The 24,596-nt window shown below is 73.1% G+C and carries 20 protein-coding genes; 15 read left to right on the forward strand and 5 right to left on the reverse strand.

What is annotated here, in order from left to right:
* Window positions 1-54 precede the first annotated feature (54 nt).
* Window positions 55-1,188, reverse strand: coding sequence for a septation protein SepH (sepH, locus tag IG54_RS0107205; RefSeq protein ID WP_078593812.1), 1,134 nt, complete (start codon window positions 1,186-1,188; stop codon window positions 55-57).
* A 437-nt stretch (window positions 1,189-1,625) separates the two neighbouring features.
* Between sepH and IG54_RS37715 the strand changes: the two genes are divergently transcribed.
* Window positions 1,626-2,876 (forward strand): hypothetical protein, encoded by a 1,251-nt coding sequence (locus tag IG54_RS37715; protein ID WP_051819322.1) that lies wholly within the window; start codon window positions 1,626-1,628, stop codon window positions 2,874-2,876.
* 6 nt (window positions 2,877-2,882) lie between these two features.
* On the opposite strand, the gene IG54_RS0107215 is transcribed toward IG54_RS37715, so the two are convergent.
* On the reverse strand, window positions 2,883-4,214 hold the full coding sequence (locus IG54_RS0107215; protein ID WP_030778693.1) for a D-arabinono-1,4-lactone oxidase: 1,332 nt from the start codon (window positions 4,212-4,214) through the stop codon (window positions 2,883-2,885).
* The gene (locus tag IG54_RS0107220; protein WP_030778695.1) at window positions 4,162-5,412 is read right to left on the reverse strand and encodes an MFS transporter; all 1,251 of its coding nucleotides are present in this window, start codon (window positions 5,410-5,412) and stop codon (window positions 4,162-4,164) included. Before IG54_RS0107220 ends, IG54_RS0107215 begins: the two co-directional genes overlap by 53 nt.
* Before the next feature lie 107 nt (window positions 5,413-5,519).
* On the opposite strand from IG54_RS0107220, the gene IG54_RS0107225 reads away from it, so the two are divergent.
* Complete coding sequence (locus tag IG54_RS0107225; protein ID WP_030778697.1) at window positions 5,520-6,647, forward strand: ferrochelatase; 1,128 nt, start codon at window positions 5,520-5,522, stop codon at window positions 6,645-6,647.
* A 29-nt stretch (window positions 6,648-6,676) separates the two neighbouring features.
* On the forward strand, window positions 6,677-7,486 hold the full coding sequence (locus IG54_RS0107230) for an inositol monophosphatase family protein (RefSeq protein ID WP_030778699.1): 810 nt from the start codon (window positions 6,677-6,679) through the stop codon (window positions 7,484-7,486).
* Window positions 7,487-7,558: 72 nt separating this feature from the next.
* On the opposite strand, the gene IG54_RS42465 is transcribed toward IG54_RS0107230, so the two are convergent.
* Complete coding sequence (locus IG54_RS42465) at window positions 7,559-7,732, reverse strand: hypothetical protein (protein ID WP_167532735.1); 174 nt, start codon at window positions 7,730-7,732, stop codon at window positions 7,559-7,561.
* Between the two features lie 302 nt (window positions 7,733-8,034).
* On the opposite strand from IG54_RS42465, the gene IG54_RS0107240 reads away from it, so the two are divergent.
* From IG54_RS0107240 to IG54_RS37720, 4 genes are all read left to right on the forward strand, one after another.
* Complete coding sequence (locus tag IG54_RS0107240; RefSeq protein ID WP_030778701.1) at window positions 8,035-8,688, forward strand: response regulator transcription factor; 654 nt, start codon at window positions 8,035-8,037, stop codon at window positions 8,686-8,688.
* Between the two features lie 6 nt (window positions 8,689-8,694).
* A complete protein-coding gene (locus IG54_RS0107245; RefSeq protein ID WP_030778703.1) occupies window positions 8,695-9,942 on the forward strand; it encodes a sensor histidine kinase in 1,248 nt (415 codons plus the stop codon).
* 394 nt (window positions 9,943-10,336) lie between these two features.
* Window positions 10,337-10,633, forward strand: coding sequence for a DUF4193 domain-containing protein (locus IG54_RS0107250; RefSeq protein ID WP_030357326.1), 297 nt, complete (start codon window positions 10,337-10,339; stop codon window positions 10,631-10,633).
* A 13-nt stretch (window positions 10,634-10,646) separates the two neighbouring features.
* The gene (locus tag IG54_RS37720; RefSeq protein ID WP_030778706.1) at window positions 10,647-11,576 is read left to right on the forward strand and encodes a hypothetical protein; all 930 of its coding nucleotides are present in this window, start codon (window positions 10,647-10,649) and stop codon (window positions 11,574-11,576) included.
* Window positions 11,577-11,648: 72 nt separating this feature from the next.
* On the opposite strand, the gene IG54_RS0107260 is transcribed toward IG54_RS37720, so the two are convergent.
* Window positions 11,649-12,101, reverse strand: coding sequence for a DUF3093 domain-containing protein (locus IG54_RS0107260; protein WP_030778708.1), 453 nt, complete (start codon window positions 12,099-12,101; stop codon window positions 11,649-11,651).
* A gap of 58 nt (window positions 12,102-12,159) precedes the next feature.
* Here IG54_RS0107260 and IG54_RS0107265 point away from each other — a divergent pair, with 58 nt between their 5' ends.
* The 8 genes from IG54_RS0107265 (at window position 12,160) to IG54_RS0107300 (ending at window position 24,590) form a co-directional block, all read left to right on the forward strand.
* Window positions 12,160-12,744: a PaaI family thioesterase gene (locus IG54_RS0107265; RefSeq protein WP_030778710.1), complete on the forward strand. Its 585-nt coding sequence runs from the start codon at window positions 12,160-12,162 to the stop codon at window positions 12,742-12,744.
* Window positions 12,741-13,283: a dUTP diphosphatase gene (gene dut, locus IG54_RS0107270; RefSeq protein ID WP_030778712.1), complete on the forward strand. Its 543-nt coding sequence runs from the start codon at window positions 12,741-12,743 to the stop codon at window positions 13,281-13,283. Before IG54_RS0107265 ends, dut begins: the two co-directional genes overlap by 4 nt.
* 1 nt (window position 13,284) lies before the next feature.
* Entirely contained in the window at window positions 13,285-14,052 is a 768-nt protein-coding gene (locus tag IG54_RS0107275; protein ID WP_030778714.1) for a DUF3710 domain-containing protein, read from the forward strand.
* A gap of 178 nt (window positions 14,053-14,230) precedes the next feature.
* A complete protein-coding gene (locus IG54_RS0107280; RefSeq protein ID WP_234336037.1) occupies window positions 14,231-17,464 on the forward strand; it encodes an ABC transporter permease in 3,234 nt (1,077 codons plus the stop codon).
* Entirely contained in the window at window positions 17,461-20,202 is a 2,742-nt protein-coding gene (locus tag IG54_RS41925; protein WP_030778719.1) for a hypothetical protein, read from the forward strand. Before IG54_RS0107280 ends, IG54_RS41925 begins: the two co-directional genes overlap by 4 nt.
* Window positions 20,195-21,199: an ABC transporter ATP-binding protein gene (locus IG54_RS0107290; RefSeq protein WP_051819324.1), complete on the forward strand. Its 1,005-nt coding sequence runs from the start codon at window positions 20,195-20,197 to the stop codon at window positions 21,197-21,199. Before IG54_RS41925 ends, IG54_RS0107290 begins: the two co-directional genes overlap by 8 nt.
* 25 nt (window positions 21,200-21,224) lie before the next feature.
* Window positions 21,225-21,893 carry an ABC transporter ATP-binding protein gene (locus tag IG54_RS0107295; protein WP_030778723.1) on the forward strand — a complete coding sequence of 223 codons (669 nt, stop codon included), beginning with the start codon at window positions 21,225-21,227 and terminating at the stop codon, window positions 21,891-21,893.
* Window positions 21,894-22,034: 141 nt separating this feature from the next.
* Window positions 22,035-24,590, forward strand: coding sequence for a sensor histidine kinase (locus IG54_RS0107300; RefSeq protein ID WP_030778725.1), 2,556 nt, complete (start codon window positions 22,035-22,037; stop codon window positions 24,588-24,590).
* The last annotated feature ends 6 nt before the right edge of the window (window positions 24,591-24,596 follow it).

A 24,596-nucleotide genomic window follows, 5' to 3' on the forward strand; every position in this document is an offset into this window, starting at 1 on the left:
ACCTGCCGGTGCGGGGCCTGTGGTGTCGTACGTCAGGGGTGTCCGGGGGCGGGGCTACTCCTGCTTCTTGCGCCGCGTGCCGAAGACGATCTCGTCCCAGCTGGGCACCGCGGCGCGGCGCCCGGGGCGCACTCCGTCGGCCTCGGCCTGACGGTCCGTGGAGCCGACGAGCCGGTCGCGGTGGCTGGCCACCGAGCGCGGCATGAGCACGTCCGCGTAGGCCGCACCGGCGCCGGCCGATGCCGCGGGGGCCTCCTCGGCCTCCGTCTCCTGCTCGGACTCCTCCTGAGCGGGCGGCGGCAGTTCGGCGGTGGTCGTGACCGCGGGGCGCTCGGGCACGACCATGTCGCCGCGGAAGCTGGGCACCGCCTCCAGGAGGCTCGTCAGCGAGTCGCGCTCCTGCTCGGCGACCGCGGAGCCCGCGCCCTCGCCCTCCTCCGCGGGGTCGCCGGGGGAGGCGGGGATGCTCGGGCGGTCCAGCTGCCGGTCCAGGGCGCGGTCGAGCGGCCGGTCCGACGGCCGGTCCCGGGGGAGCCGGGCGATGCGCGGCACGAACGGGAAGCTGGGCTCCGGTGCCGCGATGTCGTCCGTCTCGCCGATCAGCGAGCGCGCCTCGTCGTCCACGGCCTGGACGAGCCGCCGGGGCGGGTCGTACGTCCAGCTCGCGGAGTGCGGCTCGGTCGCGACGCGGTAGACGAGCAGGACCTCCCAGGTGCCGTCGTCACGGCGCCAGGAGTCCCACTGGACGGATTCCTTGTCGGCGCCGCGCAGCAGCAGCCGTTCCTGGACGGCCTCGCCGAGCTGGGGGCCGGTGTTCTCGCCGGGACGGCGTACGGGGGTCTTCCTGGCGCGCTCCGCCATGAAGGCGCGCTCGGCGAGCACGGGTCCTTCGAAGCGGCGGACGCGATCAACGGGGATTCCGGCGAGCTGGGCCACTTCTTCCGCGCTGGCACCGGCACGTATCCGTGCCTGGATGTCACGCGGGCGGAGGTGGCTCTCCACCTCGATCTCGATCTGGCCGAGGCGGGGCCGGTCGCCGCGGACGGCCGCGCGCAGCCGTTCGTCGATCGGAAGCGTGTACTCCGTGCTGTCCGCAGCCTTCAGCACCAGCCGTGTGCCGTCGTTGCTGACGGCCACGACACGCAGTTCGGGCATGGGGACCTCCCGGGTGGTGCCTGCCGACGTCACGTGCGTCGCTGCTTCCGCTAGTCGAGTGTGGCCTGCCCGGGTGCAGCCTGCCACAACCTTGCCGAGTTGCCCGGCGTGTCGGGCAGGGGCCCTGGATCGCCGTTATGGCACGGTTACCGTTTCGCAACGCTAAGTGACGACGTTCGTCACCCTGTGCAGCGAGCCTCCCACCCGGTGGTTCTGGAAGGCCCCGGGCACCCTGGCGGGAGACCGGACCCAGGGCTCGCAACAGTACTCCATTCGGGCCACGCGGGTGGACCGCCGCGCCGCCGAACTTCTCATGGGGGAAGGGAGTTGGTGGCGTTTTCGGGCTCACAACCCCGCGCGCAGGTGGCGCACTTCACGGAAACCCCCGAAACGGAACTAATGGCTTCGCCCGTACGTCCCCTTCTCGTGTGGTCAGTCGAAAAGGTGAGAAAGGCAGGCAAGGGTCGGAGATGCGAATAAAGCCGGATTCCGGCAAGGGGTCGAAGGGTACGGACTCGAAGGGCACGGCCGCGAAGGACCAGGAGGAGCCGGAGGAGACGCGGCGCCTCGATCTCAGCGTGCCGCAGGTGGCGGGGAGCGCCATCGCCGCGGTCGTGGCGGCGAAGCTGGCCTCGAACCTCGGCGTCTACGGAACGATCCTCGGCGCCGGCGTCGTGAGCGGCATCGCCACCTGCGGCGGCACGATCTTCCAGCACTTCTTCAAGCGCACGGGCGAGCAGATACGCGTCGTCGCGGTGCAGGCCAAGCCGAAGGCGCACCAAGTGCCGGTGACCACCGCCACATCGGTGCCGGACACGTTCAGAACCACCGCCTACCCGGGCGCCGCGTCCACCACCGGGCCCGTGACCACCACGTGGGGCCGCCGTCAGGAAGCCGGAGCCGAGCCGGACGCGACCGGGGCGCCGGCGGCCGCGGCCGACGCCGACCCGACGACCGTACTGCCGTCGGTGGCCGCCGACCTCGACGCCGAGCAGACGCAACTGCTCGGCTCGGTCGACGCCACGCAGTCGATGCCACGCGAGGACGCCACCCAGCTCCTGCCCCGCGACGACGCCACGCGCGTGCTCCGCGCGGGGACTCAGGTGCCGCCTCCGGGGACACCGGTCGAACGGCCGCTCCCGTCGGACGAGTCGTCGGACGAGTTCACCGACGGGACCACACACCGCGCGCGGATCCGCAGCTGGAAGCGGCCGTTGATCGCGGGGGCAGTCGTCTTCGGTGTCGCGATGGCCGGGATCACCACGTACGAGCTGGTGTCCGGGGAGGATCTCAGCGGAGGCAAGGGCACGACGATCAGCAACGGCTTCTCGGGGCACAACTCCTCTCCGAAGAGGCCGTCCACTCCTTCCGAGCCGTCAGTGCAGCCCTCGGACAACGGCACTTCGGGGACCGATGACGGTTCCCAGGAGGGCGGCGGCACCGCGACGCCGGACCCGGACGGGACCGGCGGTCGGACGCCGGGCCAGGGCGACGGCAACGGCAACGGCACAGGCCACGACTCCGGTTCGGACAACGAGCCCGACAACGGCACCGGCACCGATCCCGGCAAGGACACGGGCGACGACTCCGGAGACGACGGTTCCAAGACGGACCCGACGCCGACGCCGCCTCCGGCCCCCACGCCGTCCAGCGGCACGGGGCCCGGCAGCGGCACCGGTCCGGGCGGCGACGCGCAGCAGGGCGAGACCACCAGCCCGTAGCCGGCGTCAGTCGCCGAGGACCCGCCGCAGATAGGCGTTGCCGAACACGCGGTCGGGGTCCAGGCGGTCGCGCAGGGCCGTGAACTCGCCGAAGCGGGGGTACGCCTCGGCGAAGTACTCCGCGTCGCGCGTGTGCAGCTTGCCCCAGTGCGGCCGCCCCTCGTGCGCGGTGAAGATCCGCTCGGCCGCCGCGAAGTACGCCTGGTACGGCGTGCCCTTGTACATGTGGACGGCGATGTACGCGCTCTCCCGGCCCGAGGCCGTGGAGAGCGCGATGTCGTCCGCGGGCGCCGTGCGGACCTCCACGGGGAAGCTGATCCGCAGCCGCGAGCGGTCCACCATGGCCTTCAGCTCGCGCAGGGTCTCCACGAGGGCCTCGCGCGGAACGGCGTACTCCATCTCCATGAAGCGCACCCTGCGCGGGCTGGTGAAGACCTTGTAGGGGATGTCCGTGTACGTGCGGGCGGAGAGCGCCTTGCTGGAGACCTTGGCGATGCCCGGGATGGTCGCGGGCACGGCCCGGCCGAGGGAGTTGACCACCTGGAAGAGGCCGTTGGAGAGCAGTTCGTCCTCTACGAAGGCGCTGATCCTGCCGGGTGGGGCCACCGGGCCCAGGCTGCGGTTGTTGCGCTTGGTGTTGCAGTTGCCGGTGTGCGGGAACCAGTAGAACTCGAAGTGCTCGTTCTCGGTGAAGAGGGCATCGAAGTCGCTGGTGACCCTCTCGAAGGTCATCGGCTCCTCGCGGGCCGTGAGGAAGAAGAGCGGCTCCACGGCGAAGGTGATCGCGGTGATGACGCCGAGCGCGCCGAGCCCGACGCGAGCGGCGGCGAAGACATCGGCGTTCTCGTCGGCGGAGCAGGTCAGGACCGTGCCGTCCGCGGTGACCAGCTCAAGGCCGGTGATCTGCGCGGCGATCGAGGCCGAGTCGCGGCCCGTGCCGTGGGTGCCGGTGCTGACGGCTCCGGAGACGGTCTGCTCCATGATGTCGCCCATGTTCGTGAGCGACAGGCCCTCACGGGCGAGCGCCGTGTTCAGGCGCTTCAGCGGGGTGCCCGCCTCGACGGTGACCGTGCCCGCCGCGCGGTCGATGCCGCGGATGCCGGTGAGCAGGCCGGGGCGTATGAGGAGGCCGTCGGTCGCGGCGGCCGCCGTGAAGGAGTGGCCCGCGCCGACGGGCTTCGCCCTGAGGCCGTCGGCCCTGGCCTCGCGCAGCGCCCCGGCCAGTTCGTCCACCGTCGCGGGGGTGACCTCCCTGGCGGGCCGCGTGGTGACGTTCCCCGCCCAGTTACGCCACGTCGCTGTGCTCTTCCCGCTTCCCGTGCCCGTTCCCGTGCTCATGGGTCCCTCCCCGTCGCGGAACCGGCCCGTTCAGCCGGCGATACCCCAGGAACCCGACCACGACCGCGGCCGCTCCCGAGATCCCCGGAACCGCATACCCGGCGTCCGGTCCCGCGGCGTCGATCACCCAGCCGGCCGCGGAGGAGCCGAGCGCGACGCCGACCGCGAGCCCGGTGCTCACCCAGGTCATGCCCTCGGTCAGTTTCGCGCGTGGTACGTGCTGCTCGACGAGGGCCATCGTCGTGATCATTGTCGGTGCGATGGAGAGCCCCGCGACGAACAGCGCCACGGCCAGAAACAGCAGGTTCCCGACCAGTTGAAGCGGGATCATACTCACGGCCATCGCACAGACACCCAGCAGCCACCTGGGGGCCGGCGCCCCCTTGAAGCGCAGCAGCCCGAAGACGGCCCCGGCGAGGCAGGAGCCGAGGGCGTAGACCGCGAGCACCAGGCTCGCCGCGGACTTGTGGCCCTGGTCCTCCGCGTACGCCACGGTGACCACGTCGATCGCCCCGAAGATCGTGCCGGTCGCGACGAAGGTGGCGACGAGCACCTGGAGGCCGCCCGAGCGCAACGCCGAACCCCCGGTGTGGTGTTCGCGAGGGTGCGGCACCGGCTCGGTGTCCCGCTGGGCCGTCAGCCAGAAGACGCCCACGGCGAGAAAGGCCCCGGCGAGCAGCGGCCCGGCCTCGGGGAACCACACCGTGGAGAGCCCGATCGAGATGATCGGCCCGAAGATGAAGCAGACCTCGTCCACCACCGACTCGAAGGAGTACGCGGTGTGCAGCTGCGGGGTGTCGCGGTAGAGGACGGCCCAGCGCGCCCTGATCATCGAACCCACGCTCGGCACACAGCCGACCAGCGCGGCGAAGACGAACAGCGTCCAGTCCGGCGCCTCGAACTTCGCGCAGAGCAGCAGACCCGACACCGCGGCCAGGGAGACCAGCGTCGCGGGCCTGAGCACCCGGCGCTGGCCGTGCCGGTCCACGAGCCGCGATATCTGCGGCCCCATCGCGGCGGCGGACAGCGCGACGGTCGCCGACAGCGCGCCCGCGAGGCCGTAGCGCCCGGTCAGCTGGGACACCATCGTCACGATGCCGATGCCCATCATCGATATCGGCATGCGGCCGAGGAACCCGGCGGTGGAGAACGCCTTGGTGCCGGGGGCGGCGAAGAGAGCGCGGTAGGGGCTGGGCACGTGGCCTCCGGTAAGGCGTAAAGGTGGCTGATACAGCTTACGGCTCCCGGGGTGCCGGACGCACCGTGATTTTCCGGCTGTCAGTGCCTGGTGGCAGGATCGGGAGCATGTCCGATGTGCTCGATGCCACGCCCTACGACGCCCTGCTGCTGCTCTCGTTCGGCGGCCCGGAGGGCCCCGACGACGTCGTCCCGTTCCTGGAGAACGTGACACGCGGACGCGGCATCCCCAAGGAGCGGCTCAAGGAGGTGGGGCGGCACTACTTCCTGTTCGGCGGGGTCAGCCCGATCAACGACCAGAACCGCGCCCTGCTCGACGCCCTGCGCAAGGACTTCGCGGAGCACGGCCTCGACCTGCCGGTCTACTGGGGCAATCGCAACTGGGCGCCCTACCTCACCGACACCCTGCGCGAGATGGTCACCGACGGCCGTCGCCGCGTCCTGGTCCTGGCCACCAGCGCCTACGCCTCGTACTCGGGCTGCCGCCAGTACCGCGAGAACCTCGCGGACTCCCTCGCCGCCCTGGAGGCCGAGGGACTCCCGGTGCCGCGGGTCGACAAGCTCCGGCACTACTTCAACCACCCCGGCTTCGTACGCCCGATGACCGACGGCGTCCTGAAGTCCCTCGCCGAGCTGCCCGAGGACGTACGCCGGGGCGCGCACCTCGCCTTCACGACGCACTCGATCCCGAACGCCGCGGCCGACACCTCCGGTCCGCCCGAGGACCACGGCGACGGCGGTGCCTACGTCAAGGAGCACCTGGACGTGGCCCGCCTCATCGTCGACGCGGTGCGTGAGGAGACCGGCGTCGAGCACCCCTGGCAGCTCGTCTACCAGTCGCGCAGCGGCGCCCCGCACATCCCGTGGCTGGAGCCCGACATCTGCGACCACCTGGAGGAGCGGCACGGCGCGGGGGCGCCCGCGGTGGTCATGGTCCCCATCGGCTTCGTCTCGGACCACATGGAGGTGCTGTACGACCTCGACACCGAGGCCGAGGCCAAGGCCGCGGAGCTGGGCCTCCCGGTCCGCCGCTCGGCGACGGTCGGCGCCGATCCCCGGTTCGCCGCGGCGATCAGGGAGCTGGTCCTGGAGCGGGCGGCGAAGGAGAGCGGCACGGCCGTCACCCCGTGCGCGCTGGGAGCCCTGGGCCCGAGCCACGACCTGTGCCCGGTGGGCTGCTGCCCGGCCCGCGCCCCGAAGCCCGCGGCCGCCGGCGCCGACAGCCCGTACGCGTGACCCCCGATCCCCGAGCTGGAGCCAGCACCATGACGGACCCACTGAAGGCGCTCAAGGCCGAACTGCTCGGCGTCGCCCTGGAGGCCGCGCACCGCGCCGGAGCCTTCCTGCGCGAAGGCCGACCCGATGATCTGGCGGTGGCGGCCACCAAGTCGAGCGCCGTGGACGTCGTCACCGAGATGGACATCGCCTCCGAGAAGCTGATCACCGGCTTCCTCGGCGAGCACAGGCCGGACGACGGCGTGCTCGGCGAGGAGGGCGCGAGCTTCGAGGGCAGCAGCGGCGTGCAGTGGGTCGTCGACCCGATCGACGGCACCGTCAACTACCTGTACGGCCGCCCGGACTGGTGCGTGTCCATCGCCGCCCGCAAGGACGGCGAGACCCTGGTCGGGGTGGTACACGCCCCGATGCGCGGTGAGACCTACCGCGCGGTCCTCGGGGAGGGCGCCTTCCTCGGCGAGACGCCCGCGCGCGTCCGCCCCGCGCCGCCGTTCGGACAGGCCCTGGTGGGCACCGGCTTCGGCTACCTCACCGAGCGTCGCGTCCGGCAGGCGGAGGTCGCCCGGCACCTCGTCCCGAAGGTGCGGGACATCCGCCGCGGCGGGTCGGCCGCGATCGACCTGTGCGACGTCGCGGTGGGCCGCCTGGACGCGTACTACGAGCGTGGACTCAACCCCTGGGACTTCGCGGCCGGTGACCTCGTCGCCCGGGAGGCGGGCGCGCTGACCGGTGGCCGCCCCGGAGAGCCCCTCTCGGGCGAGCTGGCCGTCGCGGCCCCACCCGGCCTCTTCGAGCCCCTTCAGGGCCTCCTGGAGGACCTCGGCGCCTGGCACGACTGACGGGCACACGGAAGGGCCCCGGCGGCTGCTCCAGCCCGCCGGGGCCCTTCCGTGCGCATGCGCTCGGACTGCTCAGACCTGCAAGGCGGCTACCTCGACTCCGTGCTCGGCGGCCAGGCGGTGCAGGTCCTCCAGCTCCGCCTGCTCGACCTCGGCGAGGAAGTCGTCTCCCGTCTCACGGGCCATCGTGAGGTCGGACTCCGTGGCCTTTATGCGCTGTAGGAGCCCTGCGGTGAATGCGTCCATGGTTGCGCCCCCTCGGCTTGGTCGTGGGTCGATGGCACGGGGGTGTGCCCTCAAGAAGGGTTCGATCACATCGTGAGCCGCCCTGGAGAAAGCGGTTTGTGGCGCACCACATACAAAGCGTGATCGCGGGTGTAAGGCCGTCCTCCCCTGGCTCCGTTCCGCAGAAACCTCAACAGCGGGAGAAAAACCCGCATTCCCGGGCCCTGAGACCGCCTTACAGCCGGTTTATGGCCGAAAGGGGCAGGATGGAGGCCTACCCCGAGACAAACCTGCCCGCAGGGGCACAGAGGAAGGACAACGACGTGCGCGTACTCGTCGTCGAGGACGAGCAGCTGCTCGCCGATGCGGTGGCCACCGGACTGCGCCGGGAGGCCATGGCCGTCGACGTCGTGTACGACGGGGCGGCCGCCCTGGAGCGCATCGGCGTCAACGACTACGACGTGGTGGTGCTCGACCGGGACCTCCCGCTCGTGCACGGCGACGACGTCTGCCGCAAGATCGTCGAGCTGGGCATGCCGACCCGCGTCCTCATGCTCACCGCCTCGGGCGACGTCAGCGACCGGGTCGAGGGCCTGGAGATCGGCGCCGACGACTACCTCCCCAAGCCCTTCGCGTTCAGCGAGCTGACGGCACGCGTGCGCGCCCTCGGACGGCGTACGAGCGTGCCGCTGCCGCCCGTCCTGGAGCGGGCCGGGATCAAGCTCGACCCCAACCGCCGCGAGGTCTTCCGCGACGGCAGGGAGATCCAGCTCGCGCCCAAGGAGTTCGCCGTCCTCGAAGTACTGCTGCGCAGCGAGGGCGCGGTCGTCTCCGCGGAGCAGCTGCTGGAGAAGGCCTGGGACGAGAACACCGACCCGTTCACGAACGTCGTCCGGGTCACCGTCATGACCCTGCGCCGCAAGCTCGGTGAGCCCGCCGTCATCGTGACGGTCCCGGGCTCCGGCTACCGGATCTGATCCCCGGTGGCCGCGACCCCGGCGCCGCCAGCCGCGCCGCCCAAGCCCACGTGGGACCCGAGGAAGGTCGAAGCACCCTTCCCGTGGCTGCGCCCCACCATCCGCATACGCCTCACGCTGCTCTACGGCGGCATGTTCCTCATCGCGGGCATCCTGCTGCTCTCGATCATCTATCTGCTCGCCGCGCAGGCGTTGAACGTGGGAAGTGACCTGCCGTTCAGGGTCACGGGCAAGTCCTCGGTGACGAGCGACAGCTGTGCCAACTTCCGGCTGCTCCCCGAGCGCCCCACGGAGACACAGCTCAACGCCGCCCTGAACGAGTGCGTCAACACGATGCGCCAGAACGCCCTGGACAACCTCCTCAGCCGGTCACTTCTCGCCCTCCTGGGCCTCGCCGTCATCGCCTTCGCCTTCGGCTACGCGATGGCGGGCCGCGTGCTCGCGCCGCTGGGCCGCATCACCCGCACCGCCCGCAGGGTGGCCGGCACGGACCTGACCCGGCGCATCGAGCTGGACGGCCCGGACGACGAGCTGAAGGAGCTGTCCGACACCTTCGACGAGATGCTGGACCGCCTGGAGCGGGCCTTCACCGCCCAGCAGCGCTTCGTCGGCAACGCGTCGCACGAGCTGCGCACCCCGCTGGCGATCAACCGCACGCTCCTGGAGGTGCACCTCTCCGACCCCGGTGCGCCCCCTGAACTCCAGCAGCTCGGCAAGACGCTCCTGGCCACCAACGAACGCAGCGAGCAGCTCGTGGAAGGCCTGCTGCTGCTCGCCCGCAGCGACAACCAGATCGTCGAGCGCAAGCCCGTCGACCTGGCCGAGGTCGCCGACCGCGCCGTCGACCAGGTGCGGGCCGAGGCCGACGCGAAGGCCGTGGAGATCCGCGGGGAGCGCGGCCCGGCCGTCGTACAGGGCAACGGCGTTCTCCTGGAGCGGATCGCCCTGAACCTCGTCCAGAACGCCGTCAGGTACAACGTGCCGGACGAGGGGTGGGTCGAGGTCACCACGGAGGCTCAGCACGGCCAGGCGGTCCTGGTGGTGTCGAACACGGGCCCGGTGGTGCCCGCGTATGAGATCGACAACCTTTTCGAGCCGTTTCGGAGGCTGCGGACCGAGCGGACGGGCAGCGACAAGGGCGTCGGTCTCGGCCTGTCGATCGCCCGGTCGGTGGCGCGGGCCCACGGGGGCCGTATCATCGCGGAGCCGCGTGAGGGGGGAGGGCTCGTGATGCGAGTCACGCTCCCCATCTGAGATGCTGCCGCGAGGGCGTCGGCGTGTTCGCTTTGCGCGGAATTTTCGGGACTCGATCCCGGGAAAATCGTGTGTGATCGATCACAGCGGCGATTTCATGGGTATCTACTCTCCGTGATCGTGAAAGTCGTCGGAAAGCCGGGAAAATCCGGGTTTTCAGGGGTCTTGATCACGGGAAGTACACGGGGTGACGCCCGTGAAGTGCGACATTCGGACCGTGTACGGTCCCGATCGCCATCCAAGCCGATCACCTCTTCAGGGGTGCGGTTGGGTGTCGATTGAGTAACAGACCTTGATGTGAGGCAAAATCTCCGCCTCGGGTCGGGCACAAGTCCGGCCTCTCACGCGTTACGTGCGCTGGAGACACCGCAGACACCCAGAGGGGGAGAGCGACATGGCAACGGACTACGACACCCCACGCAAGACCGACGATGACGTCAATGAGGACAGCATCGAGGAACTGAAGGCGCGGCGGAACGACAAGTCGACCTCATCGGTCGACGTCGACGAGTTCGAGGCCGCCGAGGGCCTCGAACTCCCCGGCGCGGACCTTTCCAACGAGGAGCTCGCCGTCCGGGTGCTCCCGAAGCAGCAGGACGAGTTCACCTGCATGAGCTGCTTCCTGGTGCACCACCGCAGCCAGCTGGCCAGGGAGAAGAACGGCCAGCCGATCTGTCGCGACTGCGACTGAGGCGGGGTCGGCCGTGACTGGCTCGACCCCGTCCAGGAAGCGCCGTTTCCGCAAGCGCGGAGCGGACGAAGCCGGCGCCTCGGGCGACGGCGTGCGTGACGACGAGCGGGGCTCTTCCACAGCCGGAACAGCCTCGCTCGAACCGGCGAGCGCCCTCGAGGTGGCGCCGGGCGAGGCGGCGGACGACAAGGCCTCCAGGACCACTCGGACAGCCGGGTCCCGGAGCCGCGTTGCCGCCGTCGCGGTCGGAATGAGAGAAGGCGTGCGCAAGGGCGGGCGCGGCGCCAAGGCCGGCATCGGCTATCTCGCCGACCGGCTCATCGAGAACGCCCCGCGGATCCCGGTCCGCGATCTGGCGACCCTCCGCAAGCAGTTTCCGGGCCTTGGCCCCGAGCAGCTGGCGGACAAGCTCGTCTCCGGCGCGGCCAACGCCTCGTCCACGGTGGGCGCGGGAGTGGGCGCCGCGGCGATGATGCCCGTGCCGCCCGCGATGCCCGCCGAGCTGGCGGCCGAGATCACCGGCGTCGCCGCCGTCGAACTGAAGCTCATCGCCGAGCTGCACGAGGTCTACGGCCAGCGGCCGGGCGGCAGTCTCAAGCAGCGCAGCACGGCGTATCTGACCTCGTGGACGCAGGAGCGCGGCGTCGACGTATCCAAGCCCACGACGCTCAACGCCGCCCTGGGCGGCCAGATGAAGCGGGAGCTGCGCCAGCAGATCATGAAGCGGATGGTCCGCAACCTCCCGAACCTCATGCCCTTCATGGTGGGCGCCGCGGTCGGGGCGGTGATGAACCGCCGGGACACCAAGAAGCTCGCCGCGAAGATCAGGGAGGACCTGCGGACGCGGCAGGTGCCGTGGGACGCGCTCCCGGAGCTTCCGCCTCTGGAGACGCCGGACGATCCACTGCGGGTGGGGGGCTCTCCCAAGGAGCTGGGCGGCTGAGGCCGGTGAGGTCTGCGGGCCCGGCTGTGGCTGGTCGCGCAGTTCCCCGCGCCCCTTACGGGGCGCCTTGGTTTACGGGGTGTTCTGGCGTACCGCGTTCAGTGCTTCCGCCAGAGCCTCCGGGTGCCTCGTCGAGAGGTACGCGTACGGCGTCGGGTCGGCCGGGTCCGTGATCTTCACGCGCAGGGCCGTGGGGATGTAGGCGCGCAGCAGCATGAACGCGCGCGGGTCGGCCTTGTAGGAGCGCCAGGCGCGGGTCTCCTCGCCCGTCAGGACCTCTGCCTCGCCCAGGGCGGACACCGGGATCCTCGCGTCGCCCGCGACCAGCGAGTCGGCCACCACGCGGATCCGCACCGAGCCGTACGCGCTGGTGACGACCGCGGCCACAGCCGTACCGCCGACCAGGCCGCCGAGGAGCGGGAGGGTGCCGAACGGCAGCATGATCAGGGCCATCGCGACACCGACCAGTATCGAGGCGAACCACCACGAACGGGGCGCGGTCAGGCGTTCTTCGTAAGGCTGCATGGAACCAAGCTTGGCACGGGGAGCTGGGAGCCCTGACGCGGAGGTAAGGTCTGCGCCTGTGAGTGGTACATCTTCAGCCTTGAAGCCCCCGGCCGACGCCATAGCGCCCGTCCGGCACCCCGACGCGCCCGCTCCCGGCGAGTTGATCGGCGCCCACTACGAACACTGTTTCGGCTGTGGCGAAGGGCAGGCGCACGGACTGCACCTGGCGGCGCGCGCCGGGGAGGGTGTGACCGTCACCGCGGAGTTCACCGTCCGCGAGGCGCACCAGGGCGCCCCGGGCCTCGCCCACGGCGGCGTGCTCGCCACCGCGCTCGACGAGACGCTGGGCTCGCTGAACTGGCTGCTGCGGGTGATCGCGGTGACCGGCCGCCTGGAGACCGACTTCGTACGGCCCGTGCCGCTGGGCACCGTGCTGTTCCTGGAAGCCGAGGTCACCGCCGTCGCGGGACGGAAGATCTACTCGACCGCCACCGGCCGGATCGGCGGCCCCGAAGGACCCGTCGCGGTCCGTGCCGACGCCCTCTTCATCGAGGTGAAGGTCGAGCACTTCATCGACAACGGCCGCCCGGAGGAGATCCAGGCCGCCATGAACAACCCGGACCAGATCCGGCGCGCCCGCGCCTTCGAGGTGAACCCGTGACATCCCGCCCCCCACTGGACGTGCTGATCAGGCGCGTCGACCCCGATGTACCGCTGCCGTCGTACGCGCGGCCCGGCGACGCAGGCGCCGATCTGCGGACGACGGAATCCTGTGAACTCGCGCCCGGCGAGCGGGTCGTGCTGCCCACCGGGGTGTCCATCGCGCTCCCCGAGGGGTACGCGGCCTTCGTGCACCCCCGTTCGGGGCTCGCCGCCCGCTGCGGTGTCGCTCTGGTGAATGCCCCGGGGACGGTGGATGCCGGGTACCGTGGAGAGATCAAGGTGATCGTCGTGAATCTCGACCCGCGCGAGGCCGTGCGGTTCGAGCGCTTCGACCGGATCGCCCAACTGGTCGTCCAGCAGGTCGAGAAGGTGCGCTTCCAGGAGGTGGCGGAGCTTCCCGCGTCGGCACGGGCCGAGGGGGGCTTCGGGTCCACCGGCGGCCATGCCGCCGTGGACGTCGGCTCGGGCGGAAGCGCGGGCGAACAAACGGGTGGGAATCGATACGCATCGGTCGTATCCGACCGGGAAGGACAGTGACGTGTTCGGACGTCGCAAGAAGGACAGTGCCGCCGAGGACGCGGCGGGCGCGGACGAGCAGGTCGTCGACGGCGTGGACAGCAATGACCAGGCCGACGTCGCGCGCTCGCGCGTGAGGCTGGAGCCGGAGCCCCGTCCCGACGGTCCCTGGGACATCTCCGAGGTCCGTGAGCCCGGCGAGGGCCGGGTGGACCTCGGCGGGCTCTTCGTGCCGGGGGTCGAGGGCATGGAGCTGCGGGTGGAGGTCGCGGGCGACGCGATCGTCGCGGCCACCGTCGTGCTCCAGGACAGCGCCATCCAGCTCCAGGGCTTCGCCGCCCCGAAGAAGGAGGGCATCTGGGGCGAGGTCCGCGAGGAGATCGCGACCGGCATCACCCAGCAGGGCGGTGTCATCGACGAGGTCGAGGGCCCCCTCGGCTGGGAGCTGCGCGCGCAGGTCCCCGTGCAGCTGCCGGACGGCACGGGCGGCGTGCAGGTCGTGCGCTTCGTCGGCGTCGACGGGCCGCGCTGGTTCCTGCGCGGGGTGATCTCCGGGCAGGGCGCGGTGCAGCCGCAGGCCGCCGGGCTCCTTGAGCAGATCTTCCGGGACACCGTGGTCGTGCGCGGCGAGGGTCCGATGGCGCCCCGCGACCCGATCGTCCTGAAGCTGCCGGACGACGCGCAGATGGTCGCCGAAGGCAGCGTCCAGCAGGAGCAGCAGGAAGGCTCGCGCTTCTCGGGCGGAATGGGGCAGCTTCAGCGCGGCCCCGAGATCACCGAGGTGCGCTGACACCGCCGCGCGTCGGCGCGACAGGCGCCCCCGCCGTCTGACGGCGGGGTGCGCGTCCCGCGCCTGACGGCGAGTCAAGTGCCTTGTGGCCCGCAGTGGTTCCGGTTCGTCCGGGCCATTGCGGGCCATCTTCGCGTACGCCCATACTGTGCCGGTCACCCGGGGGGAGACCGGTGCGGTGAGTGGACGGCGCGTGCCCGCCGCGGTGCGGGGGAGTCGGCATCACGGGGTGGTCCTGGGGGCCGCGGGGCTCGCGGTGCTGCTCGCGGCCACCGTCCTCGCCGCCCTCGCCGCGCTCTCCGAGAAGGCCGTGGAGGGCGGGATGCAGCGGCGGCTCGCCGCGGACCGCGAGGCCGTCGTCGAGGTCGCGGGACCCCACCGGACGGGCAGTGCGCGGAAGCTGGACCGTGACGTCCGCGCCGCCGTCGGCCGCGCCTACGGCGACGTACCCCATCACACCTGGTCGGCGCTGCGGGCGCCCGCGGCCCGCAACGGCGAACTCACCGTCACCGAGGCCGCCGGCCACCCGCGCCGGGACGCCTCCGTCACCGTGGCCGCCGTGCAGGGCGCCGGACGGCACGCCGCCCTGCGGGCCGGGCGATGGCCGCGCACCGGTGCCGGACCGGTCGAGGCCGCGCTGACCGAGACCGCCGCCGCCGAACTGGCCGTACGGCCCGGGGACGGCATCAGCGTGCGGGGCGCGGACGGACGGCCCGTGGCGCTGAGGGTCGTGGGACTGTACGCCGCCGAGGAGCGGACGCCGGCCGTGTGGGCGTCGTTGAGCAGTACGTTCGGGACCCCCGACTCGATCGCGGTCGTTCCGCGCGAGGCGTTCGCGCGCAGCCCGGGGCTCGCCCGGGACGCGGCGCGGCTGTGGCTCGGGGTGCCGGACGCGGGCGGACTGCGGCTCGGGGACATCGGGGGGCTCCAGGAGCGCGCGAGGCGGTTCGCGGGCAGCGATGCCTCGCTCTCCGTCGTGCGCGGCGGTGGCCCGGGGGACGACATCACCGTGTCGGCCGGGCTGCGACGCGCGCTGGACCGGCTCACCACGCCGATCGCCGTGGCCCGCGCCGGGCTCTACGTCCCCGCGACGCTCCTCGCCGCGCTCGCCGTGGCCGCCCTCGTCCTCACCGCACGCCAGTTCGCCGAACACCGGCGCCCGGAGCTGGCGTTGCTGGCCGCGCGCGGGGCGGGCACCCGGCGGCTCACCCTGTCGACGGCCGGGCAGTGGGCCTGCGTCGCCGTGCCCGCGGGGCTGGCCGCGCCCTGCCTCGCGGGCCCGCTGCTGCGCGGGCTCGCGGCGGCCGGGCTCATCGAGGGCGAGGTGCCCGGCTCGGCGGCGACCGGCGCGGGGTGGGCGACAGCGCTCACCGCCGTCGCCGCGCACGGCGCCGCGGTGCTGCTGCCGACGGTGTGGGCGGTGCGGGACCGGCGGGCGGTGGCCCGGCTCGGGCTGCGGGCCGCGCGGCTCGCGGGCGCCCAGCGGCTCGGGGCGGACCTGGCGCTGGCGGCGGTCGCCGTCCTCGGCTGGCTGCAACTGCGCCGGTACCGCTCGCCCGTGACCGGCGGCAACGGCGTCGACCCCGTGCTGGTGCTCGCGCCTGTCGCGATGACCGTGGCGGCCGCGCTGCTCGCCCTGCGGTTCCTGCCGTTGCTCGCCCGCCTGATCGACCCCCTCGCGCGGCGCGGCAGAGGGCTCGTCCTGCCGCTCGGCGGCTGGCAGATCGGGCGGCGCGCGGCGCGGCAGGCGGGGCCCGCGCTGGTGGTGACGCTCGCCCTCGCGGTCGCCGCGCTCAGCAGTACGGCGCTGGCCGTCCTCGACCGCGGCGACCGCGACCAGGCGGCGTTCCAGGTCGGCGCGGACCTGCGCGTCGAGCCGGGGGACGGGGTGGCGCCACGGGAGCGGCGTGCCGCCTACGAGGGGCTGCCGGGCGCCGAGGCCGCCACGCCCGTGATCACCTCGGAGGGGTACGTCGGGCAGGACGCGGTGGCCGTCACCGCCGTCAACACGGCGCGGGGGCCGGTTCCCGCGCTGCGCGGCGACCTCGCGGACGCACCCGTGCGTGAGCTGGTGGCGCCGCTCGGCAGGGAGGTTCCCGCGCACGGCCTGCCGGTGCGCGGTGTGGGGCGGGGGCTGCCGCTTCGGGTGCGGATGTCCGCCGACGGGGACGGTGAGGTCGTACCCGTGCGGCTCACCGTCCACTTCGAGGACGGGGACGGGCTCACGCGGTCGAGTTCCGTGGTGATCAAGGAGGGCCGCGCCCGGACCGTGCCGCTGGAGGTGCCGGTGCGCGCAGGGGACGTACGCGTCCTCCAGATCGATCTGAGCATGGTCGGCGAGCGGGTGCGGCGGACGTACCGGCTGACCGTCGACCAGGTGCCGGGGCTCGCGCGGCAGGCGCGGTGGCGTGACCTGCGGACCGACGCGCCGGACCGGCATGCGGCCGGCTGCCCGGGGGCGGAGCGGGAGCGGGACGCCTCGGGTCAGGCGCCGGGGCCCGTGCTGTGCCGGGACGGACCCGGTCGGGGCACGCTCCTCGACGCGGTGCTGCGCGGCCCCGACGGGCGGCTGAAGTACCCCACCTGGGGCGTGCGGCTCGGCACGGACCGCGCGAAAGGCCGGCCGGCCGCGCCCGCGCTCGCCGACGACGCGCTGCTCGCGTCGGGTGTGGTGCGGGTCGGGGACACCGTGACGGTACGGCGGAGCACGGGCGGGAGCGCGCGGATCGCGATCGTCGGGCGGATCGCGGCGGTGCCGGGAGTGCCGCACGACCGGCCGCGGCTGCTCGCCGACTCCCGTGCCATGGCCGCCCAGTGGGCCCTGAGCGGGGTGCTGCCCGACGCGGAGAGCGCGTGGTGGGTGGATGTGCGCGGAGCGGATACGGGCGGGGCTCTGGGGGCGGTGCGCGAGGCGCCGCGGCTGGGGAAGGCCGTCGATGTGGCGCAGGTCCGGGCGGAGTTGGCGGCCGATCCGCTGCGCAGGGGGGCGCGGGGCGCGCTCACGCTGTGCCTGGTGCTCGCGCCTGCCTTCGCCGTCATCGCGTTCGCGCTGCATACGGTGGTCTCGGCGCGGTCCAGGGAGCGGGAGTTCGCGCTGCTGCGGGCGCTCGGGATGCGGCGGCGGCAGTTGGCGGCGTACCTGTGGACGGAGCAGGTGGCGCTCGCGGGGGTGGCGGCGGTGCTCGGTACGGCCCTGGGGGTCGCGCTCGCCTCGGTGATCATGCCGGTGGTGACGGTGGACGCGTCCGGGGAGCCGGTCTTTCCCCCGCTGGTCACCCAGGTGCCGTGGGTGCGGGTGGCGGTTACGGCCGGGGTGGCCGCGGGGGTGATCTGCGGGGTGGTGACGGGGGCCGCGCGCATCTTGGGGCGGGTGGATCTGGCGCGGGTGCTCCGGGTGGGGGAGGGGCCGTGACGCGCGCGTGGCTGCGGGTGGGGCTCGCCCTGCTGGCCGGGCTGCTGGTGGCTGTCGCCGCCGGTGGGCCGGGAGCGCTGGAGCGGCTGGGCGGGGCGGCGCTCGGCGCCCGGCTCCAGCAGGCGCAGCGGGACGCGCCGGGGGTGGTGCACAGCGCGCGGTTCGATCCGGAGGAGGTGCGGATCGGGGCCGAGAGCGACCTCGGCGGGGACCTCGCACGGTACGCGCAGGTCATTGAGAACTCCTCACCCCGAGCGCTGCGACGCGGGCTCGTGCACGACTCGACTCGGATCCGGTTGCCCACGGTGAGGGGCGCGGGAAGCACGCTCTCCCTGATCTACGCCTCCGATGCGCCGGGGCGCACGGCGTACGTGGCCGGGCGCGGGCCCCGCGAGCGGGGCGAGGTCGTCGAAATCGCCGTGTCCACGCGTACGCGCGACGCGCTGAGGCTGCGGGTCGGGCAGCGGGTGCGGCTGAAGGCCGGCGCCCTGGAGAACGTCAACGCCGTGGGCCGCGTCGTCGGGGTCTTCCGGGCCGAGGGCGGGCGCCGCCTCTGGAGTGAACAGCCGTTGCTGGCGCGGCCGTTGCCCGCGGTGGCGGGAGGGGGGCCTGAGGCCGCTGCGCTGATCGCGCCCCGCGGTGTCGAGCTGCTTCAGAACCAGGCGGGCGCCGAGCTGACCGTCCACTGGAACATGCGGCTGGTGCTCGACGGCGGGGCGGCCGCCCGCTTCGTGGGGCGCGGGGAGCGGGACTTCCAGCGGGCCATGGCCCGGTACCCCCTCGCCGCACGGGAGTCGTACTGCCCATTCGGGGCGTACGGCGGGAAGCTGTGCCTCATCGGCGCCCACCCCGCCACCGAACTGGAGACCGACACCGAACTGCCGGACGTCGTCGAGGAGTTCCAGCGGCGCTGGCGGCAGGCCACCGTCGTCATCGCCTTCGCCTCGGCCTCCCTGCTCGGGGTGGGGCTCTCCGCCGTCGTCGTGACGTCGTTGCTGGTGGTGCGGCGACGGCTCGACACGGATCGGCTGCTGCGGGCGCGGGGCGCCTCCGCCTCGGGCGTCGCTCTGGCACGCGCCGTGTGGAGTGCGCCCGCGGTGCTGCTCGGGTTCGGCGGCGGCTGCGCGCTCGCCGCGCTGGGGCCCGGGAGTTCACCCGCGTACGGCGCGGGGGCGGGGGTCGCGGTGCTGTGCTGGGTGCTGCTGCCCTGCCTCACGTGGTGGGCGGTGCGGGACCGGGCCGTGCTGCGGGACCGGGCGCCGCGCCGGGGCGGGCGGCGGCTGGTCGCCGAGGCGGTCGTGCTGCTGCTCGCCGCGGGAGGCGTGTCCGCGCTGCGGGCGCGGGGCACCGAGGGCGCCGCGGGGCCCGATCCGCTGCTCGCCGCCGTACCCGTGCTGCTCGGCCTCGTGGCGGTCGCCGTGCTGGTGCGGTGCTACCCCTGGCCGGTGCGGCTGATGGCGCGGACGGCGGCCAGGGGGCGCGGGGTCGTGGCGCTTGTCGCGCTGTCCCGCGCCGCGAAGGAGGCCCCCGCGCGCGGGCTCGCGCTGCTCGTCCTCGTGGTGACGCTCGCCGGCGCCGTCTTCGGCGGTCTTGTCTCCGGGACGCTGACGGAGGGGCGGCGCTCCGCGGTGGCCTGGCAGGTGGGCGCCGACGCCTCCTTCCTGGGGGCCGGACGCGATCCCGGCATGGCCGCGCGGCTGGCACGCGCGCGTGGCGTGCGGGAAACGGTGGCGGTGCGGCAGCTGCGGGTGGATCCCGTCAGCGGTACGGACGGCGGGCGGTACGGGATCTCCAGCCTGATCGGCGTGGACGGCGCGAAGCTGCGGGAGGCGGCGGAGGATTCGGCGGCGGCCCGGGCGCTGGAGGGGGCGGGGCTCGCCGGTGGGGACGGTCGGCGTGGCGACGCGGGCGCGGGCGGGGGCGGTCGGCGGGGCGGCGCGGACGGGGAGATTCCGGTGCTTGCCTCCGAGGGGCACGCGGGAGGTCTGCTCACCTTCACCCGGCACGGCAAGGAGATACGGCTGAGGGTGATGGGGCCGTTGCCCGGGGCCGTGGAGCGTGACCCCGCGCTGGGGCCCGTACGCGGTGCCACGCAGGCGCGGCAGCACCTGCTCCTCGCCGACAACAGGGACCTCAAGGCCTTCGCCGCCCCGGAGTTCGAGGAGACCGCGCTGCTGCTGTACGGCGAGCGCCTGGACCCCGTAGCCCTGCGCTCGCTCGTGCCGCGCGCCGCCCCCGGGGCCGCCACCGGCGAACTCCGCATCCGTGCCGAGGAGCAGGCCGAGGCCGACGACGACGGGCTGATCGCCGCCGTGACCACCGCGCACACCGCCTGCACCGCCCTCGCCGTGCTCCTCGCGCTGCTCGCCCTCGTCCTCGAACTGCTGCTGTCCGCTCCCGCGCGCGGGCGCACCGCCGCCTATCTGCGCACCCTCGGCCTCGGCGGGCGTGCCACGTCCGCGCTGCACCTGCTGCAACTGCTGCCCATGGTGCTCGCGGCCGTCGTGGGCGGCGTCACGCTCGGCCTCGCGCTGCCCTCACTGCTCGGCCCCGCCCTGGACCTGCGGGAGTTCACCGGCGGGCCCACCGCGCCCGACCCGCACGTCGACGCCCTGTTCACCGCGGCCCTGGGGGCGGGGCTCGTCGCCCTGGTCGCTCTGGCGGTGGGCGTGGAGACCTGGTTCGGGCGGCGCCGGGGGCTCGGTGCCGTCCTGAGACTCGGGAGAGCCGATGACTGAACCGTCGTCCTACGAAGGAACCGCGTCCGAGCTGGCCGCCCTGGAGGCACGGGCCCGCGCCGCACGCCGCCCCGCGGGCGACGAGGGCCTGATCGTCTGCGACAACCTCGTCCGCGTCTACCGCACCGAAGAGGTCGAGGTGCAGGCGCTCCAGGGCCTCGACCTGAGCGTGGCCGAAGGCGAGTGCGTGGCCCTGGTCGGCGCCTCGGGGTCGGGCAAGTCCACCCTCCTGTCGATCCTTTCGGGACTCGACCTGCCCACCGCGGGCCGCGCGAAGGTCGCGGGCCACGACCTGCTCGCCATGGGGCGCCGCGAACGCCTCGGCTACCGCAGGCACACCGTCGGCTTCGTCTGGCAGCAGACCGGGCGCAACCTCCTGCCCTATCTGAGCGCGCTGGAGAACGTGGCACTGCCGATGAAGTACGCGCGCGTGCCGCGTCGTGCACGCCAGGAGAAGGCCGCCGAACTGCTCGGCGTCCTCGGCGTCGCGCACTGCCGCGACCGGCGGCCCACCGAACTCTCCGGCGGCGAACAGCAGCGCGTCGCCGTCGCGGTCGCCACCGCCAACTCCCCGCGCGTCCTGCTCGCCGACGAACCCACCGGGGAGCTGGACACCGCCGGCGGGGAGAGCGTCTTCGCGGCCCTGCGCCGCGCCAACGAACACCTGGGCGCGACCGTGCTGGTCGTCACCCACGACCCGCTCGTCTCCGGCCAGGTCCGTCGCACCGTACGCATCCGCGACGGCCGTACCTCTACGGAGACGCTCCGTGAACGAGACGGCAGGGGAGAGGAGTTCACGGTCCTCGACCGGGCGGGGCGGTTGCAGCTGCCGGAGGAGTACGTCGAGCGGTACGGGCTGCGGGGACGGGTGCGGCTGACGGCGGAGCCCGACCATGTGGGGGTGTGGCCGGACGGGACGGAGCGACCGGACGACGGGACACCGAAAGGGACATGCGAGACAGGGACGAGCGGGACCGACCGGCGAAAGCGGCGTTGAGGGGGAGCATTCCGTGCCAGAGGCCATGGTCCTCGTCGAGGACCTCCACCGTACGTACGGCGCCGGGGCCGCCGCCGTGCACGCCCTGCGCGGCGTCTCCTTCGCCGTCCCGCACGGCGAACTCGTCGCCCTGAAGGGCCGCTCCGGGTCCGGCAAGACGACCCTGCTCAACCTCGTGGGCGGACTCGACACCCCCGACCGGGGGGAGATCACCGTGGACGGCGTGCGGCTCGCGGGCCTCGCCGAGAGCGGCCTCCTTGAGCTGCGCCGCGACCGTCTCGGCTTCGTCTTCCAGTCCTTCGGCCTCATCCCCATCCTGACCGCCGCCGAGAACGTCGGCGTCCCGCTGCGGCTGAAAAGGACCGACCCACGCGCGCGGGAGGAACGCGTCGCCCTGCTCCTGGCGCTCGTCGGCCTCGCGGACCACGCCCGGCAGCGGCCCGGCGAACTCTCCGGAGGGCAGCAGCAGCGCGTGGCGATCGCCCGCGCCCTCGCCAACAAGCCCTCCCTGCTGATCGCCGACGAGCCCACCGGGCAGCTCGACGCGGAGACCGGGCTCACCGTGATGGAACTGCTGCGCGCGGTCGTCCGCGGCGAGGGCGTCACCGCCCTGGTGGCCACGCACGACGCGGCGCTGCTCGATCTGGCCGACCGGGTCCTCGAACTGCGCGACGGGGAGATTGTGGAGCGCTGAGAGCGCTGAGAGCACTGACCCCGGCGGGCATCAGGGTTCTGTCAAGGACGCCGGCCCCGCACCCCCTTGTCCGCGATGCCGGAATTGTTGGCCGTAAGGTCGACGCTGCGTACACAGTTGTTTCGGGAAGACAATGGGGCCATGGCACGCGGCAAGCTTCGGATATACCTCGGTGCGGCACCGGGCGTCGGCAAGACGTACGCCATGCTCTCCGAGGCGCACCGGCGCGTGGAGCGCGGCACCGACTGTGTCGTCGGCTTCGTGGAGCACCACGACCGTCCGCGCACCGAGGTCATGCTGCACGGCCTCGAACAGGTGCCCCGCAAGGACCTGGAGTACCGCGGCACGGCCTTCACCGAGATGGACGTCGACGCGGTCCTCGACCGCGCCCCCGCCGTCGCCCTGGTCGACGAACTCGCCCACACCAACGTCCCCGGCTCCCGCAACGCCAAGCGCTGGCAGGACGTCGAGGAACTGCTCGCGGCGGGCATCGACGTCGTCTCGACGGTGAACATCCAGCACCTGGAGTCCCTCGGCGACGTCGTCGAGTCGATCACCGGCGTACGCCAGCGCGAGACGGTGCCCGACGAAGTGGTGCGCCGCGCCGACCAGATCGAGCTGGTCGACATGTCGCCCCAGGCGCTACGCCGCCGCATGGCCCACGGCAACATCTACAAGCCCGACCGCATCGACGCCTCCCTCTCCAACTACTTCCGGCCCGGCAACCTCACCGCCCTGCGCGAGCTGGCGCTGCTGTGGGTCGCCGACCGTGTCGACGAGTACCTCCAGCAGTACCGGGGCGAGCACAACATCCGCTCCACCTGGCAGGCCCGCGAGCGCATCGTCGTAGGACTGACGGGCGGACCCGAGGGGCGCACGCTGATCCGGCGCGCCTCCCGGATGGCCGCCAAGGGCTCGGGCAGCGAGATCCTCGCCGTCTACATAGCCCGCAGCGACGGCCTGACCGCCGCCTCCCCGAAGGAACTGGCCGTCCAGCGCACCCTGGTCGAGGACCTCGGCGGCACCTTCCACCACGTCATCGGCGATGACATACCGGCCGCGCTGCTCGACTTCGCCCGGGGGGTCAACGCCACCCAGATCGTCCTCGGCTCGTCCCGCCGCAAGACCTGGCAGTACGTCTTCGGGCCGGGCGTCGGCGCGACCGTCGCCCGCGACTCGGGGCCCGACCTGGACGTGCACATCGTCACGCACGGCGAGGTCGCCAAGGGGCGCGGCCTGCCGGTCGCCCGCGGCGCGCGCCTCGGCCGTTCCCGGATCATCTGGGGCTGGCTCGTGGGTGTCGGCGGCCCCGCGCTCCTGACGCTGCTGCTCACCCACGTCGACGCCGACCTCGGCCTCGCCAACGACATGCTGCTGTTCCTGACGCTGACGGTCGCCGCCGCCCTGCTCGGCGGACTGCTGCCCGCGCTCGCCTCCGCGGCTGTGGGTTCCCTGCTCCTCAACTACTACTTCACGCCGCCGCTGCACCTGTGGACGGTCTCCAACAACAAGAACATCGTCGCCATCGCCGTCTTCGTGGGTGTCGCGGTGTCCGTGGCCTCGGTGGTGGACCTCGCCGCCCGCCGCACCCACCAGGCCGCCAGGCTGCGCGCGGAGTCGGAGATACTCTCCTTCCTCGCGGGCAGCGTCCTGCGCGGCGAGACCAGCCTGGAAGCCCTCCTGGAGCGGGTCCGCGAGACGTTCGCCATGGAGTCCGTGGCGCTCCTGGAACGCGCGGGCGACACCGCGCCCTGGACCTGCGCGGGCAGCGTCGGCGACGGCCGCCCGCTGCTCCGCCCCGAGGACGCCGACGTGGACATGCCGGTCGGCGACCATCTGGCCCTCGCCCTCTCCGGCCGTGTCCTGCCCGCCGAGGACCGCCGGGTGCTCGCCGCGTTCGCCGCGCAGGCCGCCGTCGTCCTGGACCGCCAGCGCCTGAAGTCCGAGGCCGACCAGGCCCGCACCCTCGCCGAGGGCAACCGCATCCGCACCGCGCTGCTCGCCGCCGTCAGCCATGACCTGCGTACGCCCTTGGCCGGCATCAAGGCGGCCGTGACCTCGCTGCGCTCCGACGACGTCGAGTGGTCCGACGAGGACGAGGCCGAACTCCTCGCCGGCATCGAGGACGGCGCCGACCGCCTGGAACACCTCGTGGGCAATCTGCTCGACATGTCGCGGCTCCAGACCGGCACGGTCACCCCGCTGATCCGCGAGATCGACCTCGACGAGGTCGTCCCCATGGCGCTCGGCGGCGTCCCCGACGGCAGCGCGGAGCTGGACGTCCCCGAGACGCTGCCGATGGTCGCCGTGGACAAGGGCCTGCTGGAGCGGGCGGTCGCGAACATCGTCGAGAACGCCGTCAAATACGCCCCCGAGGGCGAGCCCGTCAAAGTGTCGGCCAGCACCCTGGGCGAGCGCGTGGAGGTCCGCGTGGTCGACCGCGGCCCCGGCGTCCCCGATGCCGCCAAGGACCGCATCTTCGCGCCCTTCCAGCGTTACGGTGACGCTCCGCGCGGCGCGGGCGTGGGCCTCGGTCTCGCCGTGGCCCGCGGCTTCGCCGAGGCCATGGGCGGCACCCTCGCCGCCGAGGACACCCCCGGCGGCGGCCTCACCATGGTCCTCACCCTGCGAGCGGTGGCCGGGCGGCCGCCGGACCGCGCGGACCTCCCCGATCCCTCCGCCCAGGTCACCCAGTGACCGCGA

The organism is Streptomyces sp. NRRL S-920 (assembly GCF_000717945.1).
GTDB lineage: Bacteria > Actinomycetota > Actinomycetes > Streptomycetales > Streptomycetaceae > Streptomyces > Streptomyces alboniger.

Bases quoted from the DNA above. Each gene is read 5' to 3' on its own strand.
- IG54_RS37715 (WP_051819322.1), top strand. From the start codon at position 1,626: ATGCGAATAAAGCCGGATTCCGGCAAGGGGTCGAAGGGTACGGACTCG.
- IG54_RS0107215 (WP_030778693.1), bottom strand. From the start codon at position 4,214: ATGAGCACGGGAACGGGCACGGGAAGCGGGAAGAGCACAGCGACGTGG.
- IG54_RS0107225 (WP_030778697.1), top strand. From the start codon at position 5,520: ATGTCCGATGTGCTCGATGCCACGCCCTACGACGCCCTGCTGCTGCTC.
- IG54_RS0107230 (WP_030778699.1), top strand. From the start codon at position 6,677: ATGACGGACCCACTGAAGGCGCTCAAGGCCGAACTGCTCGGCGTCGCC.
- IG54_RS42465 (WP_167532735.1), bottom strand. From the start codon at position 7,732: ATGGACGCATTCACCGCAGGGCTCCTACAGCGCATAAAGGCCACGGAG.
- IG54_RS0107250 (WP_030357326.1), top strand. From the start codon at position 10,337: ATGGCAACGGACTACGACACCCCACGCAAGACCGACGATGACGTCAAT.
- IG54_RS0107260 (WP_030778708.1), bottom strand. From the start codon at position 12,101: ATGCAGCCTTACGAAGAACGCCTGACCGCGCCCCGTTCGTGGTGGTTC.
- IG54_RS0107290 (WP_051819324.1), top strand. From the start codon at position 20,195: ATGACTGAACCGTCGTCCTACGAAGGAACCGCGTCCGAGCTGGCCGCC.
- IG54_RS0107295 (WP_030778723.1), top strand. From the start codon at position 21,225: ATGGTCCTCGTCGAGGACCTCCACCGTACGTACGGCGCCGGGGCCGCC.
- IG54_RS0107300 (WP_030778725.1), top strand. From the start codon at position 22,035: ATGGCACGCGGCAAGCTTCGGATATACCTCGGTGCGGCACCGGGCGTC.